Annotated in this window: 13 protein-coding genes; 7 read left to right on the top strand and 6 right to left on the bottom strand. The window is 72.7% G+C overall.

Annotated elements, in window-relative coordinates:
- Positions 1-126: 126 nt before the first annotated feature.
- From ABZ810_RS35200 to ABZ810_RS35185, 4 genes are all read left to right on the top strand, one after another.
- Positions 127-1,320, top strand: a complete 1,194-nt coding sequence (locus ABZ810_RS35200; RefSeq protein WP_358410663.1) for an ABC transporter substrate-binding protein — start codon at positions 127-129, stop codon at positions 1,318-1,320.
- Between the two features lie 102 nt (positions 1,321-1,422).
- The gene (locus tag ABZ810_RS35195) at positions 1,423-2,472 is read left to right on the top strand and encodes an LLM class flavin-dependent oxidoreductase (protein WP_358410661.1); all 1,050 of its coding nucleotides are present in this window, start codon (positions 1,423-1,425) and stop codon (positions 2,470-2,472) included.
- A 139-nt stretch (positions 2,473-2,611) separates the two neighbouring features.
- Positions 2,612-3,037, top strand: coding sequence for a DoxX family protein (locus ABZ810_RS35190; protein WP_358410659.1), 426 nt, complete (start codon positions 2,612-2,614; stop codon positions 3,035-3,037).
- A 79-nt stretch (positions 3,038-3,116) separates the two neighbouring features.
- Positions 3,117-4,043, top strand: coding sequence for an alpha/beta fold hydrolase (locus tag ABZ810_RS35185; RefSeq protein WP_358410657.1), 927 nt, complete (start codon positions 3,117-3,119; stop codon positions 4,041-4,043).
- 42 nt (positions 4,044-4,085) lie between these two features.
- On the opposite strand, the gene ABZ810_RS35180 is transcribed toward ABZ810_RS35185, so the two are convergent.
- On the bottom strand, positions 4,086-5,474 hold the full coding sequence (locus ABZ810_RS35180; RefSeq protein ID WP_358410655.1) for an MFS transporter: 1,389 nt from the start codon (positions 5,472-5,474) through the stop codon (positions 4,086-4,088).
- Positions 5,475-5,622: 148 nt separating this feature from the next.
- Here ABZ810_RS35180 and ABZ810_RS35175 point away from each other — a divergent pair, with 148 nt between their 5' ends.
- Complete coding sequence (locus ABZ810_RS35175; RefSeq protein ID WP_358410653.1) at positions 5,623-6,612, top strand: zinc-binding dehydrogenase; 990 nt, start codon at positions 5,623-5,625, stop codon at positions 6,610-6,612.
- Between the two features lie 61 nt (positions 6,613-6,673).
- Positions 6,674-9,391, top strand: coding sequence for an AAA family ATPase (locus ABZ810_RS35170; RefSeq protein WP_358410652.1), 2,718 nt, complete (start codon positions 6,674-6,676; stop codon positions 9,389-9,391).
- A gap of 100 nt (positions 9,392-9,491) precedes the next feature.
- Here the strand turns inward: ABZ810_RS35170 and ABZ810_RS35165 are convergent, their stop codons facing one another.
- Together ABZ810_RS35165 and ABZ810_RS35160 are read right to left on the bottom strand one after the other, a co-directional pair.
- Positions 9,492-11,237: a fatty acyl-AMP ligase gene (locus ABZ810_RS35165; protein WP_358410650.1), complete on the bottom strand. Its 1,746-nt coding sequence runs from the start codon at positions 11,235-11,237 to the stop codon at positions 9,492-9,494.
- A 10-nt stretch (positions 11,238-11,247) separates the two neighbouring features.
- The gene (locus tag ABZ810_RS35160) at positions 11,248-12,195 is read right to left on the bottom strand and encodes an acyl-CoA desaturase (protein WP_358410648.1); all 948 of its coding nucleotides are present in this window, start codon (positions 12,193-12,195) and stop codon (positions 11,248-11,250) included.
- A 321-nt stretch (positions 12,196-12,516) separates the two neighbouring features.
- Between ABZ810_RS35160 and ABZ810_RS35155 the strand changes: the two genes are divergently transcribed.
- Entirely contained in the window at positions 12,517-13,092 is a 576-nt protein-coding gene (locus ABZ810_RS35155; protein ID WP_358410646.1) for a TetR/AcrR family transcriptional regulator, read from the top strand.
- Between the two features lie 12 nt (positions 13,093-13,104).
- Here ABZ810_RS35155 and ABZ810_RS35150 read toward each other — a convergent pair whose 3' ends face one another.
- From ABZ810_RS35150 to ABZ810_RS35140, 3 genes are read right to left on the bottom strand one after another with little or no spacing between them, the layout of a single operon-like run.
- Positions 13,105-13,722 carry a response regulator transcription factor gene (locus tag ABZ810_RS35150; RefSeq protein WP_358410644.1) on the bottom strand — a complete coding sequence of 206 codons (618 nt, stop codon included), beginning with the start codon at positions 13,720-13,722 and terminating at the stop codon, positions 13,105-13,107.
- On the bottom strand, positions 13,719-14,831 hold the full coding sequence (locus ABZ810_RS35145) for a sensor histidine kinase (protein ID WP_358410643.1): 1,113 nt from the start codon (positions 14,829-14,831) through the stop codon (positions 13,719-13,721). The genes ABZ810_RS35150 and ABZ810_RS35145 overlap by 4 nt, the downstream gene beginning before the upstream one ends.
- 5 nt (positions 14,832-14,836) lie before the next feature.
- A complete protein-coding gene (locus tag ABZ810_RS35140) occupies positions 14,837-17,002 on the bottom strand; it encodes an MMPL family transporter (RefSeq protein WP_358410642.1) in 2,166 nt (721 codons plus the stop codon).
- Positions 17,003-17,173: the final 171 nt, after the last annotated feature.

Below are 17,173 nucleotides of genomic sequence, written 5' to 3'. Positions count from 1 at the left end.
AACGCAGGGGATGCTACTACCGGAGAGATCAGTTATGGGCCGATTGCGGGGAGTTTTACTGATCATGACGAGATAACGCTAATAGCCCCACACGAACACCGTCCGTGCGCCTACAATCCCACGATCGTGATCAACGTCAGATCGGTACGACCCGTTATCGCCACCGCCCTGACGGCCGTCCTCACGGTCGCCACCGCCGCCGCCTGCAGCGACGGCGAGCCGAAGGGCGAGGCGGCCGCGCCCGCGATCCCCGTTCAACAGGAGATCGGGCCGGGCGAGGGCCGGCTCAACCTCGTCGCCTGGGCGGGCTACGCCGAAGACGGCTCCAGCGACAGGGCCGTGGACTGGGTGACCCCGTTCGAACGGGCCACCGGATGCGCGGTCACCACCAAGGTCGCCGACACTTCGGACTCGATGGTGGCGCTGATGAAGACCGGCCGCTACGACGGCGTGTCGGCCTCCGGCGACGCCAGCCTGCGGCTCATCTACGGCGGTGAGGTGGCGCCGGTCAACACCGGCCTGCTCGCCAACTACGCCGACATCGCGCCGTACCTCAAGAACCAGCCCTACAACTCGGTGAAGGGACAGATGTACGGGGCGCCGCACGGCTACGGCGCCAACCTGCTGATGTACCGGACCGACAAGTTCCCGCAACCGCCGACCTCGTGGAACGTGGTCTGGGACGAGAAGTCGCCCGCCGCCGGCCACATCGCCGCGTACGACTCCCCGATCTACATCGCCGACGCCGCGCTCTACCTCAAGACGCACCGGCCCGACCTCGGCATCAAGGACGTCTACGCGCTCGACCGCGAGCAGTTCGACGCGTCGGTCGGGCTGCTCAAGAAGCAGCGGCCCAACATCAGCCAGTACTGGCACAACTACCTCGACGAGGTGCAGGCGTTCAAGATCGGCGACAACCACGCCGGCACCTCGTGGCAGGTGATCGCCAACCTGGCCAAGGCCGAGAAGGCCCCGGTGGACACCACGCTCCCGACCGAGGGCGCCACCGGCTGGTCGGACACCTGGATGATCTCGTCCAAGGCGCAGCACCCGAACTGCATGTACCGCTGGATGAACTGGATCACGTCCGCGCGGGTGCAGTCGCAGGTCGCCCAGTGGTTCGGCGAGGCGCCGGCCAACCCGAAGGCCTGCCGGTTCACCGAGCCGGGCTTCTGCGAGGACTTCCAGGTCGGCGACGCCGCGTTCTACCGGCGCATCGCGTTCTGGAAGACGCCGGTCGCCGACTGCGGCGACGGGCGCGGCAGCGAGTGCGTCGACTACGACCGCTGGGCCCGCGCCTGGACCGAGATCAAGGGCTGACCGGGAGCACGGAGCCCGGCCGCGAGAGGAGCCGCCGCACGAGAGCCACCGTTCTGCCCAGCTTCCCCCGCGCACATCGCAAGGGCATCACCAAGGAGACCCATGAAGTTCAGCTACGCAATGCTCCCCGACTACCCGCTGACCGAGTCGCTCGCCTCGATCAGGCTCGCCGACGAGCTCGGGTTCTACGCCTGCTACGCGGCCGACGAGCCGTGGCACAAGGACCTGTGGCTGCTGTTCGCCGCCGCCGCCGCGCAGACCTCGCAGATCCGCCTCGGCCCGAGCGTGTCCGCCGTGACGCTGCGCGAGCCGACGCTCATCGCGCAGGCGGCCGCCACCCTGGACGAGCTGACGAACGGCCGCGCCGAGGTCGTGCTCGGCAGCGGCAACTTCGGCGTGCTGGCCCAGTACAAGATCGACTGGACGAAGACCAAGCCGCTCACCCGCGTGAAGGAGGCCGTCGAGGTCGTCCGCACGCTGCTGGACGAGGGCACCATCACCCGCGACGGCGAGTTCTACTCCTACGACGGGCTGTTCACGTTCGCGCGGCCCGTCCAGGAGCACCTGCCCGTCAAGATCGGGGCGATGCGGGGGCCGAAGTCGTTCGAGGCGGCCGGTGAGCTGTCCGACGGCGTGCACCACGCGCTGTCCTACTCCCGCGAGGCGTACGACTACGCGGTCGAGCACTTCAAGGCCGGCGCCGCGCGCGCGGGCAAGGACTGGACGACGCTCGACATCGGCGCCTGGGTGGTCTTCGCGACCGGGCCCGACTCGGCCGCCGCGAAGGAGGCCGCGCGCAGCATGGTCGGCCTGTACGCGTCGGCGATGCCGGCCGAGCAGCTCGAACGCAACGGCGTGAGCCCCAAGGACGTCGAGCCCATCATCGAGGCGATCGGCGGCGGCGACCTGGCGAAGGCCATCGAGCTGACCACGCCGGACATCACCGAGAAGCTCTCGCTCGCCGGCACCCCCGACGAGGTCACGGCGAAGATCAAGCGCGAGATCGAGCCGTCCGGCGTCAACCACATGATCCTGGCGATCACCGACAGCGCGCTGGTGAAGTCGTTCACCGGCCGCGAGGTGGCCGGCGTCGCCGACGTCGACACCCAGCTGCGGCTGATCCACGACGAGATCATGCCGTCGTTCAGCTGATTCAGCAGGTCAGCGCCCCCTCGAAGATTCCGTGAGAAATCCTTCGCGGGAGCGATGAGTTCGGGGTGGCGGCCCGGTCTACCCGTTCGAGACAACCACGGATGCCCCTGAGGCATCACCCGTCCCGGAGGGAAAGACCATGGCCGCCACCCACGTTCACACCGCGAGCGCCACCCCCGACCACCGCACCCTGCGCCGCGTCCTCTGGGGCCTCCAGATCACGATCGGGCTGTTCCTCATCGTCGCCTCGGCACTGCCCAAGTTCGCCGGCCAGAAGGACGCCGTCGAGACGTTCGTGAAGATCGGCTGGGGTGAGTGGTTCCGCTACCTCACCGGGGCGGTCGAGCTGGCCGGCGGCATCGGCCTGCTGATCCCGCGCCTCGCGGGCGCCGCCGCGACCGGCCTGGTCGGCCTGATGATCGGTGCGGCCATCGCCCAGTGCACCGCCCTCGACGCCCCCGGACTGGTCGTCCTCCCCATCGTCTTCGGCGTGGTCCTCGCGGTCGTCGCCTGGGAGCGCCGTGCCGAGACCCGCGCCCTGGTCCGCTCGGTCACCGGACGCTGAGCCACGGTCAGGGCGCTGATTGACTCATCGTCAACGCACTCGTAACTCCCCCGAAACCGGGCTCGTTCACGCTGCCCTCATGCTCCAGTACCGCGAGGTTCACGGCTACCGGCGCGCGTTCCGCATGGCCGGCGAGGGCCCGCCGCTGCTGCTGATCCACGGCATCGGCGACTGCTCGGCGACCTGGTCCGGCGTCATCGACCGCCTCGCGGAGCACCACACCGTCATCGCCCCGGACCTCCTCGGCCACGGCGAGTCCGACAAACCCCGCGCCGACTACGCCGTGGCCGCGTACGCCTGCGGCATGCGCGACCTGCTGACCGTCCTCGGCGTCGACCGGGTCACCGTGGTCGGCCACTCCCTGGGCGGCGGGGTGGCGATGCAGTTCGCCTACCAGTTCCCCGAACGGTGCGAACGCGTCGCCCTCATCAGCAGCGCCGGCCTGGGCCGCGAGGTCCACCCCGCCTTCCGCCTGGCCTCGGTGCCCTGGGCCTCCGCGGGCATGACGCTCCTCACCAACCGCCTCGTCCGCGGCGCCGTCACCCTGACCTCTCCCCTCCTTCGCCGTGCGGGAGGCGCGGGCCTGGGCGGGGACTTCGACTACCTCATGAGCCGCTACCGCCACTTCGCCGACCCGACCGCGCGCCGCGCCTTCCTCCGCACCGTGCACGCCGCCCTCGACATCCGCGGCCAGGCCATCACCATGCTCGACCGCACCTACCTCGCCGAGAAGATGCCCACCCTCATCGTGTGGGGCAACCGCGACGGCATCATCCCGGTCCACCACGCCGACATCGCCCACAAGGCCCTTCCCGGCAGCCGCCTGGAGATCTTCGAGAGGGCGGGCCACTTCCCCCACCACGACGACCCCGCGCGCTTCGCCGCCACCATCGAGGACTTCATCGCCACCACCACCCCCGCCGCGTTCGACCGCTCCACCTGGCGTGAAGTCCTCAAGGCCGGCCGCCCCGACCCCACTCCCGTGGAACCCGCCAGCGGCGCCTGACCCGCTCCGCCGAACGTTCGCGGGCTTGAGGGGCACACGCCCCTACGCGTTGCCCGGCGGAGTGCGGGCGGAGAGGGCGGCCAGGAGTCCGGCGGCCTGAAGGGCGGCGATGAGGAGCACGCCCGCGCGGAAGCCGGAGGCGCCGGTGCCGCCGAGGGTGTAGGCCAGCGCGGCCAGGGACGGGCCCACCGTGAACGCCAGGGTGCGGACGGTCATGCTCACGCCGCTGCCCGCGCCGACCATGTCCGGTGGCGTCGCGGCCAGGATCGCGGTGTTGTTGGGGACGTTGAACAGGCTCTGCCCCAGGCCGATCAGGGCCAGCCGCCAGGCCAGGTCGAACACGCCGGCGTCCGGGCCGAGGGTCAGGGCCAGGAGGGTCCCGGCCAGGCTGAGCGCGGCTCCGGCGGTGGCGACCAGGCGGACGGGGAACCGGTCGGCGAGGGTCCCGCTGAGAGGCGAGGCCGCCGCGAAGGCTCCGACGAAGAACATCAGCGCCAGGCCCATCATCGCCGGGCCGCCGTCCAAGACGTCCGACACGTAGAACGGCAGGAGGAAGAGGGTCAGGCCGATGTAGGAGGCGAGGAGCAGGAGGCCCAGGAGCGGCAGGCCGAAGGCCGGGCGGCGGGTCAGCGCGAGGATCGGGCGTGAACCGGGCAGCCGCGACCACCAGGCGCCGAGGACGACCGCCACGACCGCGAGGGCGATCGCGAGGCCGTGCGCCTCGGCCTCCACGCGGTCGAACGCGAGGAGCAGCGCGGTGACGGCCCCGCCCAGGATCAGGGTGTCGCCGTACAGCGCGCGGCCGGGCCGGGGCAGGCCGCCCTCGCCGCGCGGCAGGACACGGTGCCCGAGCCAGAGGACGACGGCCAGGATCGGCAGCTTGATGAGGAGGACGGGGCGCCAGCCGAGACCGTCGGCGATGAAGCCCCCGATGGAGGTGCCGGCCATCGCGCCCAGCGGCATGACCGTCGCGACGTAGCCGAGGGCCCGGCCGCGCCGTTCGGGCGGGACGGAGGCGGCGACGATCGGCATGTAGACGGCGGCGACCGCGGCGCCGAGCACGCCCTGGAGGACGCGGGCGGCCAGCAGGAGCCAGAACGTGGGGGCGACGGCGGCCAGCACGCTGGAGACGGCGACGCCGGTCACCGAGAAGAGGAAGACCGTGCGGGCGTCGGCGCGGTCGACCCAGCGGCCGAGCGGGATGGCGAGCGCCGCGGTGGGGAGCGCGTAGGAGAGGATCACCCACTTGGTCGCGGCGGATCCGACGTTCAGGTCGGCGCCGATGGCGGGCAGCGTGACCGAGGAGAGGCTCAGTTCGAGGGTCACCATCAACATGGCGAGCGCGGTGACCATCACGGGAGCCCAGCGCATCGGCGGGGCTCCCGCGACGGGCACGGCGGGAGGCGGGTCGGTGGCGGGTTCGTTCTTCATGACCCGGACGTTAGGAACGCGAGCACGCGGGCCGCCTCTGTCACGCGACTGGGTCCGGGCGGCCGGGCGCGCCCCGGTCGTCCGACAGAGGCGAGCCGGTGATCGCCGTCCCTAACGTCGGGGGCGGCGAACGAACGGAGTGATCGATATGCGCGCCATCAGGCTGTACGAGTTCGGCCCCGCCGGGAACCTGCGTTACGAGGAGGTCGAGGACCCGCAGGCGGGCCCCGGCCAGGTGCGGATCGCGGTGAAGGCCGCGGGGGTGCACCTCCTGGACACGGCGGTGCAGGCCGGGGAAGCGGACGGGCTGCCGTTCCCGCTGCCCGACCTGCCGGTCACCCCGGGCCGCGAGGTCGCCGGGATCGTCGACCAGGTCGGCGAGGGGGTGGACGCGGGCTGGCTGGGACGGCGGGTGGTCACCCATCTGGGGCTGGTCCACGCCGGGTACGCCGAACTGGCCGTGCGCGAGGTCGAGGCGCTGTTCGAGGTCCCGGCCACCCTGGACTTCGGGGCGGCCGTGGCGATGGTCGGCACCGGGCGCACGGCGCTCGCGATCCACCATGTCGGCGCGGTCACGCCGGAGGACGTCGTCCTGGTGACGGCCGCGGCGGGCGGTGTCGGGCTGCTGCTCGTCCAGGCGGCGAAGGCGGCGGGCGCCACGGTCGTCGGCGTGGCGGGCGGGGCGGCCAAGGTCGCGCGGGTGCGGGCGGCGGGCGCCGATGTGGCGGTCGACTACAGCGCGCCCGGCTGGTCCGGGGAGGTCTCGGCCGGGCTGGGCGGGCGGGCCGTGACGGCGGTCTTCGACGGGGTCGGCGGGCGGGCCGGGCGGGAGGCGTTCGAGCTGCTCGGGTTCGGCGGGCGGATGGTGCTGTTCGGCTGGTCGGCCGGGACGATGACCGAGCTGACCACCCGGGACCTGTTCGACCGGATGGCCGAGGTCACGGTCGCGCTGGGGCCGCGCCTGGTGAACGTGCCGGGCGGGCTGCGCGCGATGCAGGAGAAGGCCCTCGCCGAGGCCGCGGCGGGACGGCTCGTCCCCGCGGTGCAGGGCTTCCCGCTGGCTGAGGCGGCGCGGGCGCACACCGAGCTGCTCGGCCGGGGCACGACCGGCAAGGTCGTCCTGGTCCCGGAGTCCTAGGACCCGGGCTCGGTCCAGCGCCCGATCCGGCCGGGCCGATCGGTGACCTACGCTCCCGACCATGCTCTATGGCAGAACGGACGAGATCGGCCGGATCGACCGGATGCTGGCGGGCGCCCGCGGCGGGCGCAGCGTCGCCGTGGTCGTGCGCGGCGAAGCGGGGATCGGCAAGTCCGCACTGCTGGAGTACGCGGCGGGAGCGGCCGGGCCGGAGTTCGAGGTGCTGCGGGCGATCGGCGTCGAGGCCGAGAGCGACCTCCCGTTCGCCGGGCTCGGCCTGCTGCTGGGCCGGGTCGCCGACCGCGCCGGCACGCTGCCGGATCGGCAGGCGCGCGCGCTGCGCGGGGCCCTCGGCCACGAGGAGTCCGCCGCCGACCGGTTCCTGATCGGGCTGGCCGTGCTGTCGTTGCTGGGCGAGCTGGCCGAGGAACGTCCGCTGCTGGTCCTGGTGGACGACGCGCACTGGCTCGACCCGGCGTCGGCGGACGCGCTGCTGTTCGCGGCGCGGCGGCTGAACGCCGAAGGGGTGGTGCTGGTGTTCGGCGCCCGCGAGGGCCACGCGCCGCCGTTCCCCGCGCCCGGCCTGGACGAGCTGACGCTCACCGGGCTGGACGGCGGCGCCGCGGCCGACCTGCTGGCCGAGCACGCCGGTGACCTGCCGCGTTACGTCCGCGACCAGATCGCCGGCGAGGCCCGCGGCAACCCGCTGGCGCTGCGCGAGCTCCCCGCCGCGCAGCGCGAGGGCATGCTCGCCGAGCACCCCGGCGCCATGCCGTACGCGCGCATCCAGCGCACCTTCGCCGACCGTATCGCCGCGCTGCCCGAGGCGACCCGGACCGTGCTGGCGGTCGCCGCCGCCGAGGGCACCGGCGACCTCACGCCGGTGATCGCCGCGGCCGGGCGGCTCGGCGCGGCGGTCGAGGACCTCGACCCGGCGGAACGTAAGGAGCTGGTCCGGCTGGCGGAGGGACGGCTGACGTTCCGGCATCCGCTGATCCGGGCCGCCGCGTACCAGAGCGTGCCGGTCGGGACGCGGCTCGCGGCGCATCGGGCCCTCGCCGACGCGCTCCCCTGCGTGGGCAACATCGACCGGCGCGCCTGGCATCTCGCCGCCGCCACCAGCGAGCCCGACGAGTACGTGGCGTCCGTTCTGGAGGAGACCGCCGAGTTCGCGCGGGGCCGCGGCGGCTACGCGGCCGTCGCCGCCGCGTACGACCGTGCGGCGCAGCTCAGCGTCGAGACGCCGCACCGGCTGCGGCGGCTGGCGCTGGCGGCGCGGGCCGCCGCCGACGCCGGCCAGCTGCGCCGGGCGGCCGAGTTCGCGGGCCTGGCCGGGTCGCACGTGACCGATCCGCTGATGCGAGCGGAGCTGGCGCAGGTACGGGCGCTGGACACCTACGTGCGCGGCCTGCCCAAGACCGCGCACGCCCTGCTCGTCGAGGGGGCGGAGGGCGCCGTCGAGCGGGCGCCGCTGAAGGCCGCGTTCATGGTGTTCGACGCGATGGGCGTCATCTACGCGACCGGCGACGCCGCCGCGACGGCGGAGACGGCGGCGCGGATCCGCGGCCTGCTGCCGGAGTCGGCCGACGTGGCGGCCGGGCTGTTCCTGGACGCGGCGGCCGGGATGGCCGGACTGGCGGCGGGCGACCCGGCCGCCGGCGTGCCGCCGCTCCGCCGCCTGCTCACCGGCGGCGGCGCGGTGCTGGCCGGGCTCGGCCTGATGGAACGGGCGTGCACGATCGAGTGGGCCGTGCTGACGGGCGACCTGGACCTGGCCGGAGACCTGTCCGCCGCGCTGGTCGCCGACTGCCGCGAGCTGGGCGCGGTCGGCGTCCTGCCGGAGGCGCTCCGCACGCTCGCCCGCGTGCAGCTGTTCCGCGGCGCCCACCAGGACGCTCGGGCGTCCGCCACCGAGGCGCTGCGGATCGCCGAGGACACCGGCCAGAGCCTCTACGCCGGCGACGCGCGCGGCATCCTCGCCATGCTGAGCGCGATCGACGGCGGCGAGGCCGCCGCGCGCGACCTCGCCACCGGCGGCGACGTGTGGTCGGCGAGCGCCCTCGCCGTGCTCGACCTCGGGCTCGGCCGCCACGACGACGCGCTGCGCCGCCGCGACGACCTGGGCGCCGGCGTCGCGCGGTACGACATCGCCGGGCTCTACACGCTGCCCGACCACGTCGAGGCCGCGGCGCGGGCGGGCAGGCCCGAACGTGCTGCCGCGGCCCTGGCGTCGTTCGAGACGTGGGCACGCGCGACCGGCATGGCCTGGGCCGAGGCGGTCGCGCTCAGGTCCCGTGCCCTCCTCGCCCCCGAGGAAGAGGCCGGCGACCTCTATGCCCGCGCCGTCGCCCTCCACCAGGGCTGCGGCCGCGCGTTCGAGCGTGCCCGCACCGAGCTGCTGTACGGCGAGTGGTTGCGCCGCACAGGTCATCGGGGTGACGCCCGCACCCCCCTGCGGTCCGCGCTCGAGATCTTCGAACGGCTCGGCGCGGTGCCCTGGGCCGAGCGCGCCCGGGGCGAGCTGCGCGCGACCGGCGAGACCCGCCCGGTGCGCGACGCGCACGCCGCGCGGGGCGCCGCCGACCGGCTGAGCCTGCTGACCCCGCAGGAGCTCCAGGTCGTGCGGCTCGCCGCGACCGGGCTCACCAACCGCGACATCGGCGCGCAGCTCTTCCTCAGCCCGCGCACGGTCGGCTACCACCTCTACAACGCCTACCCGAAGCTCGGCGTCGCGTCGCGCGGCGAGCTCGCCCGCCTGGAAGCCCTCACCGCGGCCTGACCCCGCGGCCTGCCCCCGCGCCTCGGGCCGGACGCGCGGCACCTGGATTGGAGCCCCGCCACCGCCGGGGGTGGGCACCGGCGGCAGCGGGAATCCCCGCCTACTCGGTGGGAACGACGGTCACCTGAAGGGTGCCGTCCAGGTAGGCCTTGCGGCAGGCCGCGCGGGCGATCTTGGCGCTGGTGGTCCGGGGCAGCGTGCCCGTCTCGATCAGCACGAAGTCGTGCACCCGCACGTCGTGGCCGTTCTTGACGGCGGCGCGCACGGCCCGTTCGACGGCCTCAATGTCGAGCCGCCGGATCGGCACGCGCCGGTTGCGCTCCGCCACGACGACCAGGGCCTCGCCCTCGCCGGTGTCGACCGAGAACGCCGCCACGTACTCGTTGCGGATCGCCTCGTCGGCGGTGTACGCCGTGTACTCGATGTCCTGCGGGTAGTGGTTGCGGCCGTCGACGATCACCAGGTCCTTGATCCGGCCCGTCACGTACAGCTGGCCGTCGTGCATGACGCCGAGGTCGCCGGTGCGCAGCCACGGCCCGTCCGGCACGCCCTCGACCGGCTCGGCGAGCCGGGCGCCGAACGTCTCGGCGGTCGCCTCGGGGCGCCCCCAGTAGCCGGCCGTCACGTTCGGCCCGTGGATCCAGATCTCGCCGACCAGCCCGTCGCGGTTGGCGACGCCGGTCCGCGGGTCGACGACGAGGACCTCCTGCCCGTACGGCTGCCCGCAGCCGACGTGCACGGCGGCGCGCTCGGCGTCGGCCGGCACCACCACGGCCTCGCCCGCCGACAACTTGTCGCGGTCGAAGCTCGTCAGCACCGGCGGCTCGTAGCGCGAGGAGGACGCGACGTACACCGTCGCCTCGGCCAGCCCGTACGCCGGGACCTGCACCTCGGGCCGCAGCCCGCACTCGCGGAACGCCTCCAGGAAGCCTTCCAGCGTGTGCGGCCGGATCGGCTCGGCGCCGTTCATGAAGACCTGCACGCCGCTGAGGTCGATCTTGGCCTTCTCCTCCGCGGTGACCTGCGCGGTGAGGTACTCGTAGGCGAAGTTCGGCGAGCAGGTGAAGCCTTCCTCCAGCTGGGAGAGCAGCTCCAGCCACCGCGCCGGCCGCATGATGAACGCGACCGGGTCCATGAGGTGGGCGGGGCTCGCGTACGCCAGCGGCAGGCCGACCGCCGTCACCAGCCCCATGTCGTGGAACAGCGGCAGCCAGGTGGCGCCCGACGAGCGGCGCGGCACGCCGTCGAAGGTGCCCCAGCACTGCTCGGCGTTCACGGCCAGGTTGCCGTGCGTGACGATGACGCCGGCGGGCGTGCGGGTCGAGCCGGAGGTGTACTGCAGGTACGCGATGTCGTCCGGGTCGATCGGCTCGGGCGTCCACTCCAGCCCGTCCTCGACCTCGTCGACCAGGATCGTCTCGCGCGGCCGCAGGTCCGGGTGCTGCTCGAAGAACGCCGTCACGTGCGGCAGCGCCTCGTTCGTCGTCAGCACGCCGGTCGGGCCCGAGTCGCGGGCCACCGCCAGAAGCCGCTCGGCGTGGCCGGGCAGGTCGGGCGAGAACAGCGGCACCCCGATGACCCGCGCGTACATCGCGCCGAGCAGCGCGACGACGTAGTTGAGGTTCTGCGGGGCCAGGATCGCGACCCGCTCGCCCGGCTCGACCGTGCGGCGGATCGTCGCGGCGACCGCGCGCGCCCTGCGGTCGAGCTCGCCCCACGTCATCTCGATCTCCACGCCGTCGACGTCCACGGCGTAGTCGACGAACGTGTAGGCGCGGTCGTCCGGGTACTTGTCGGCCCAGCGGCCCAGTCGTTCGATGAGCGGGGTCCGGTCGAGCTCCTTCACACTTTCCTCCTCAGGGGATCCTCTTGGCTGCCAGGCGCTCTTCGTCCGGCCAGCGGACGTCCCAGGCCCAGCCGAACTTCTCGAACAGCCAGATCACCCGGGCGCTGATGTCGATCTGGCCCTTCAGGACGCCGTGCCGCGCGGAGGTGGGGTCGGCGTGGTGGAGGTTGTGCCAGGACTCGCCGAACGACGGGATGGCGAGCCACCAGACGTTGCGGGAGCGGTCGCGGGTCTGGAAGTGCTCCTTGCCGAAGACGTGGCAGATGGAGTTGATCGAGAACGTGATGTGGTCGCCGGCGAAGACGCGCAGCAGACCGGCCCAGAAGAACGCCGTCACCGCGCCGTGCCACGACCACGTCAGCAGCGCGCCGAGCCCCATCGGGATCAGTACCGTCGAGGCGGCGATCAGCACGTACACGTCGTTGCGGCCCATGAACCTCAGGTCCGGGTCGGCGAGCAGGTCGGGCGCGTACTTGCTGCGCGAGGTCCGGCGCTTGCGGAACAGCCAGCCCATGTGGGCGTGGAAGAGCCCCTTGGTCAGCCCCCACACGCCGGGCCCGAACGCCCACGGGGAATGCGGGTCGCCCTCCATGTCGGCGTACTTGTGGTGCCGCCGGTGGTCGGCGACCCAGAAGACGACCGAGCCCTGCCAGGCCTGGCCGCCCAGGAACGCCAGCACGATCCGCAACCAGCGCTTGGCCTTGAACGACTTGTGCGTGAAAAGGCGGTGGTACCCGACGGTGATCCCGAGAGCGTTGAACGGATAGAGCACCAGGAAGATCGCCACGTCCGTCCAGCCGATTCCCCAGCCCCAGAAGAAGGGCACCGCGGCGGCGACGGCGACGACCGGGCCGACCACGAAGAAAACGACGCTGATGCGTTCCACCAGCGGGACGGGCTTGGGCGAGATGTCCGGGAGTGGCGCTTTATTGCCGAGCTCGGCGACGCCCGCTGTCATGTGGGCTCCTTCGACAGACGATCGGTTGCGGGGGGTGAGCCGTCGCGGTGATCGGTCCAGCCCAGTGGCCATGACCGTACGGTCAGACCCGCGCCGTTCTCTTTATGCCGGAGACGTCATTTGGGGTGAATATTTCGCACCCGACTGACAATCGGGGAAGCGACGTCTCGTGCGCGTTCGCGCGCTTGTCAATCCGGTGAGTGCGAGCGGCCGCGTTTTGTCACAAAGCGGTGGCCCGCCGGTTCGCGACCCCGGGTGATCCCCAGCGGTCACGCGAAGATCTATCTGCGACAGGATGTCTAGCGTTGCTATGATGGGGTCATGTCCGCCATCAGCGAGCGCCGCGAACGTGAACGCGCCCACCGTCATCAGCTGATCATCACGGCCGCGCGCGAACTCGCGGAGGCCGAGGGCTGGGAGGCGGTGACGACACGGCGGCTGGCCGAACGGGTCGAGTACAGCCAGCCGGTGCTCTACAGCCATTTCGACGGCAAGGACGCCATCGTGGCCGCCGTCGCCCTGGACGGGTTCGTCGAACTCGCCGCCTCCCTGCACCGCGCGCGGCAGGCCGCCCCCGAGCCCGCGCAGGCTCTGCGCGCCGTCTGCCGCGCCTACCTGGAGTTCGCGACCGAGCGGCCCGCCCTCTACCAGGCCATGTTCGTCCTGCCCACCGACCTGAAGTTCGCGAGCGCCGAGACGCCGCCCCCGCTGCGGGCCTGCTTCGACGAGTTCGTCGCCTGCTTCAGCCCGGACAACGAACGGCGCGAGCTGTTCGCCGAGGTCACCTGGAGCGCGTTGCACGGCATGGCCGTCCTGGCGGACAGCGGCCGCATCCCCCCAGGCTTGCAGGAGGAGCGGCTCGACTTCATCGTCACCCAGATCGCCGGCACCGGATGAGGCCGGCACGGATCAGGGGCGGGGCAGGAGGTCCCGGTCCATGGCCACGACCACGGCGTGGGTGCGGTCGCTGACGTCGAGCTTGGCGAAGATGCGGAGAAGGTGGGTCTTCACCGTGGCCTCGCCGATGAAGAGGCGCTTGGCGATCTCGGGGTTGGAGAGGCCGTCGGCCACGGCCCCCAGGACGTCGAGCTCGCGGGGGCTGAGGGTCGTGGGCGGGCGGCGCATGCGGGCCACGAGCTTCTGGGCGACGCGGGGCGCCAGGACGGTCTCGCCCCGGGCGGCGGCGTGGATGGCGTCGACGAGCTGCTCGCGGGTGGCGTCCTTGAGCAGGTAGCCGACCGCGCCGGCCTCGACGGCGCGTTCGATGTCGGTGTCGGTGTCGTAGGTGGTGAGGATCAGCACGCGGGTGCCGGTCTTCACGATCTCGGTGGTGGCCGCCACGCCGTCGAGGACGGGCATGCGGAGGTCGAGGAGGGCCACGTCCGGGCTGAGGCGTTCCGTGAGGGCGATGGCGTCGCGGCCGTTGTCCGCCTCGCCGACGACGGTGATGCCGGGATCGGCGGAGAGCAGGGCGGCCAGGCCCGAACGCATGACGGTGTGGTCGTCGGCCAGGATCACTCGGGTCACGGGGCACCGTCCGGGATGAGGGCGAGGATGCGGGTGCCCTCGCCGAGCGCGCTGGTGATGGTCAGGTCGCCGCCGCGTTCGGCCAGGCGCTCGCGCATGCCGTTCAGGCCGAAGCCCTGGGCGGTCGCCGGGTCGAAGCCGCGGCCGTCGTCGGTGATCTCGAGCTCGATGCCGTGCGGGGCGCGGGCCAGGACGACGGTGACCGTGGTGGCGTGCGCGTGCTTGCGGACGTTGGCCAGCGACTCCTGGGTGCAGCGCAGGAGGGCGACGCGGGTCTGCTGGTCGCAGTCGAGGTCGGGCAGGTCGGCGTCGACGGACAGCGCGGTGTCCTGGGCGAAGCGGTCGAGGGTGCGGCGGAGCGTCCGGGCGATCGTGCCGGTGGCGGGCTGGGCGCCGCCGACGAGGGCGCGCGCCTCGGCCAGGTTGTCGCGGGCGGTGCGTTCGATGGAGTCCAGCCGGTGGGTGGGGTCGGCCTCGGAACGGGCGGCCTCGGCCAGGACGACGATGGACGCGAAGCCCTGGGCGAGGGTGTCGTGGATCTCGCGGGCGAGGCGTTCGCGTTCCAGGGCGGCGCCCTGGCGCTGGTGGGCCTCGGCGAGCTCCTGCTGGGTCTGTTCGAGGGCCTGGCTGAGGTGGTCGGCGCGGGCTTCGCTGCGCCGGAGCAGCCTGACCATGGCGAGTCCGAGGACGATGCTGGCCGCGTAGGCCAGGAGCGTGACGACGGCGTTGCCGGTGAGGGGATCGCCGTTGCGGAGGACGCCGCCGGCGGCGGTGGCGACGGCGGCGGCGCCGCTGAGGGCGATCGCGCGACGGGGGTTGCCGGTCAGGATCCAGAAGTGCGGGATCGAGACGATGAAGAGGGCCGCCCCGCCCGTGCGGACGTACGACAGGGCGCCCAGGCCGAGGATGAGGACGCCGAGGAACGTGGTGCGGTGGCGCGGGGCCAGGAGGGCGTAGGCGGCGGCCAGCGCGAGAGGGAGCCCGAGCGACCAGTACCGGATCGCGCCTTCGTCGCTCAGGCCCGCGATGAACGTGGGCGTGACGCCGAGGAGCATCCAGGAGATGTCGTTCCAGCGGAGGATCCAGTACTGGTCGTCGGGGGGCCGCATGGTGATCAGCCTACGTTCTGCAGTGATCGGGAATCGTGGGTGGTGACCTGCGGCTTCGGGCGCACCGGCCACCAGGTCCGGTCGTTCAGCAGGAGCAGGGCGGCGGGCAGGATCAGCAGCCGGACGACGAACGCGTCCAGCAGGACGGCGACCGCCAGGCTGAAGCCGAACTGCTTCATCTCGATCAGGTGCAGCGGGACGAAGCTCGCGAACACCGTGACCATGACCAGGGCGGCGCCGGTGACGACGCCGGCGGAGCGGCGCAGGCCGTCGGTGACGGCGGTGCGGGTCGGGGCGCCGTTCTGGACGGCCTCGCGGATCCGGCTGAGGACGAAGACCTGGTAGTCCATCGAGAGCCCGAAGAGGATCACGAAGAGGAACAGCGGGACGCGGGAGCCGATCGAGCCCATCGAGGTGAAGCCGAGCAGTCCCTCGGCCCAGGTGCCCTGGAAGACCAGGGTGAGGACGCCCAGGGCCGCCCCGGCCGAGACCAGGTTGAGCGCGGCGCCCAGCAGGCCGAGGACGACGGAGCGGAACGCGAGGAGGGTGAGGAGGAAGGTGGCCAGGAGCAGGGCGCCGAAGATCATCGGCATCGTGTTCTTCTGGTGGTCGGGGTAGTCGACGTAGCGGGCCACCTCACCGGTGACCTCGGCCTGGACGCCCAGGCGGTCGACGGTCGCGGGCAGGTGGATCTCGCGGATCTTGGTGAGCGAGTCGCGTGCGGCCTGGGTGCTGACGACGTGCGGGACGCCGAGTTCCAGCATGGTGACGCGGTGGTCGGGCGAGGTGCGCAGCTGGGGGGTGCCGGCGAACAGCGGGTCGTTCGTGGTGCGGGCGGCCAGGTCGTTCAGGGCGGCGGTCACCTCGGCCGAACGTTCCGGGGCGGCCTTCACGACGATCTGGTTCATGGCCCTGAGCTCCGGGAACGCGGCGTTCACCCGGTCGTAGGCCTGCATGGCGGGGAGCTCGCGGGAGTAGGTCTCGCGGCCCACGTCGGTCAGGTTGAGGCCGAGCAGCGGCGCGCAGAGGGCGAGCATGGCCGCCGTTCCCGCGGCGAGGGTCAGGACCGGGTGCCTGGTCACGGCGGTGGCGACACGGCCGGTGCGCGGCTCCTTGGGCATGGCCTCGGACATGGCCTCGGGCTTGCGCTCGCGGGCGCGGCGGCCGGCGAGGTGGCCGAACTTGGCGAGGAGCGCGGGCAGGATCGTCAGCGAGCTGACGACGGCCGCCAGGGTGACGACGATGGCGCCGGTCGCGAGCGAGTCGAAGATGACGTCGTCGGCGAGGTAGAGGGTGGCGCTGGAGACGGCGACGGCCAGGCCGGAGACGACGACCGCGCGGCCGGAGGTGGCGGCGGCCAGTTCCACGATCGCGGCGGAGCCGAGCCGGCCGTGTGATCTCGCCCGTTCCTCACGTTCGCGCTTGAGGTAGAAGAGCGTGTAGTCGACGCCGACCGCCATGCCGATCAGCAGGATGACGTTCATCCCGACGCCCGCGTCCGGGAACACGTGCGAGGCGAGCATCGACAGGCCGACGGCCGACATGATCGAGGTGATCGCCAGGACGACCGGCACGATCGCCATCAGGATCGAGCGGAAGACCAGCGCCAGGACGATCAGCGTGACCGGCAGCGCGATCATCTCGGTGCGGGACAGGTCCTCGCCGCGCTGCCCCTGGACGTCCCTGCTGATGGAGGGGCCGCCGGACTCGTCGATCCTCAGATCCGGGTGGGCCTTCTGGACTTCGGCGGTCTGGGCGAGGAGCGGCTCGACGTACTTCTTGCCGTCCTGCTCGGTGCCCTTCATGGTGACGTCGACCCGGACCGACCGGCCGTCGGCCGACCTCACGGGCGGTGCCACGGACGCGACCTCGGGCAGTGCCCTCATCCGGCCGGTGACGTCCCGCGCGGCGGCCGAGGTACGGGCGTGGTCCGCCGTGCCGGGCGCCGTGATCAGGACTCGTTCGAGGGGCCTGCGCTCCATGCCGCCCTGCTCCTGGAGCGCCTCGGCGCGGCCGGCCTCGCCGACGCGGTAGTCCGCGGACTGGGCGGCGTTGCCGCCGACGGCGATGCCCAGGCCCAGGCACACGAAGACGAAGAGGAACCAGGCGGCGATCGCGCGCCAGGGGTGGTGCGCGCTCCAGCGCGCCATGCGTACGGGGAGGTTCTTCATGACATCGATGCTGGTCGTCCGGGGGTCTCCGGCGGCAGCGGCGACCGGTGGAACGCCGTGTCCACCGGTCGGTGGACACGTGGGGTCTCCCCCAGCGCCTACCGCCTCACCTTCCGCACCGGCCCGGACGGGGGAAGGACACCGACACCTGCGGGCTAGACGCCTCGGCCG

The sequence above is a fragment of the Spirillospora sp. NPDC047279 genome (genome assembly GCF_040643285.1).
In the GTDB taxonomy this organism is placed as follows: Bacteria; Actinomycetota; Actinomycetes; order Streptosporangiales; family Streptosporangiaceae; genus Spirillospora.
This window is presented reverse-complemented; position numbering and strand designations above follow the sequence as displayed.

Coding starts and splice junctions, on each gene's coding strand:
- ABZ810_RS35185 (WP_358410657.1), top strand. CDS start 3,117: ATGCTCCAGTACCGCGAGGTTCACGGCTACCGGCGCGCGTTCCGCATG.
- ABZ810_RS35140 (WP_358410642.1), bottom strand. CDS start 17,002: ATGAAGAACCTCCCCGTACGCATGGCGCGCTGGAGCGCGCACCACCCC.
- ABZ810_RS35190 (WP_358410659.1), top strand. CDS start 2,612: ATGGCCGCCACCCACGTTCACACCGCGAGCGCCACCCCCGACCACCGC.
- ABZ810_RS35180 (WP_358410655.1), bottom strand. CDS start 5,474: ATGAAGAACGAACCCGCCACCGACCCGCCTCCCGCCGTGCCCGTCGCG.
- ABZ810_RS35145 (WP_358410643.1), bottom strand. CDS start 14,831: ATGCGGCCCCCCGACGACCAGTACTGGATCCTCCGCTGGAACGACATC.
- ABZ810_RS35170 (WP_358410652.1), top strand. CDS start 6,674: ATGCTCTATGGCAGAACGGACGAGATCGGCCGGATCGACCGGATGCTG.
- ABZ810_RS35175 (WP_358410653.1), top strand. CDS start 5,623: ATGCGCGCCATCAGGCTGTACGAGTTCGGCCCCGCCGGGAACCTGCGT.
- ABZ810_RS35160 (WP_358410648.1), bottom strand. CDS start 12,195: ATGACAGCGGGCGTCGCCGAGCTCGGCAATAAAGCGCCACTCCCGGAC.
- ABZ810_RS35195 (WP_358410661.1), top strand. CDS start 1,423: ATGAAGTTCAGCTACGCAATGCTCCCCGACTACCCGCTGACCGAGTCG.
- ABZ810_RS35155 (WP_358410646.1), top strand. CDS start 12,517: ATGTCCGCCATCAGCGAGCGCCGCGAACGTGAACGCGCCCACCGTCAT.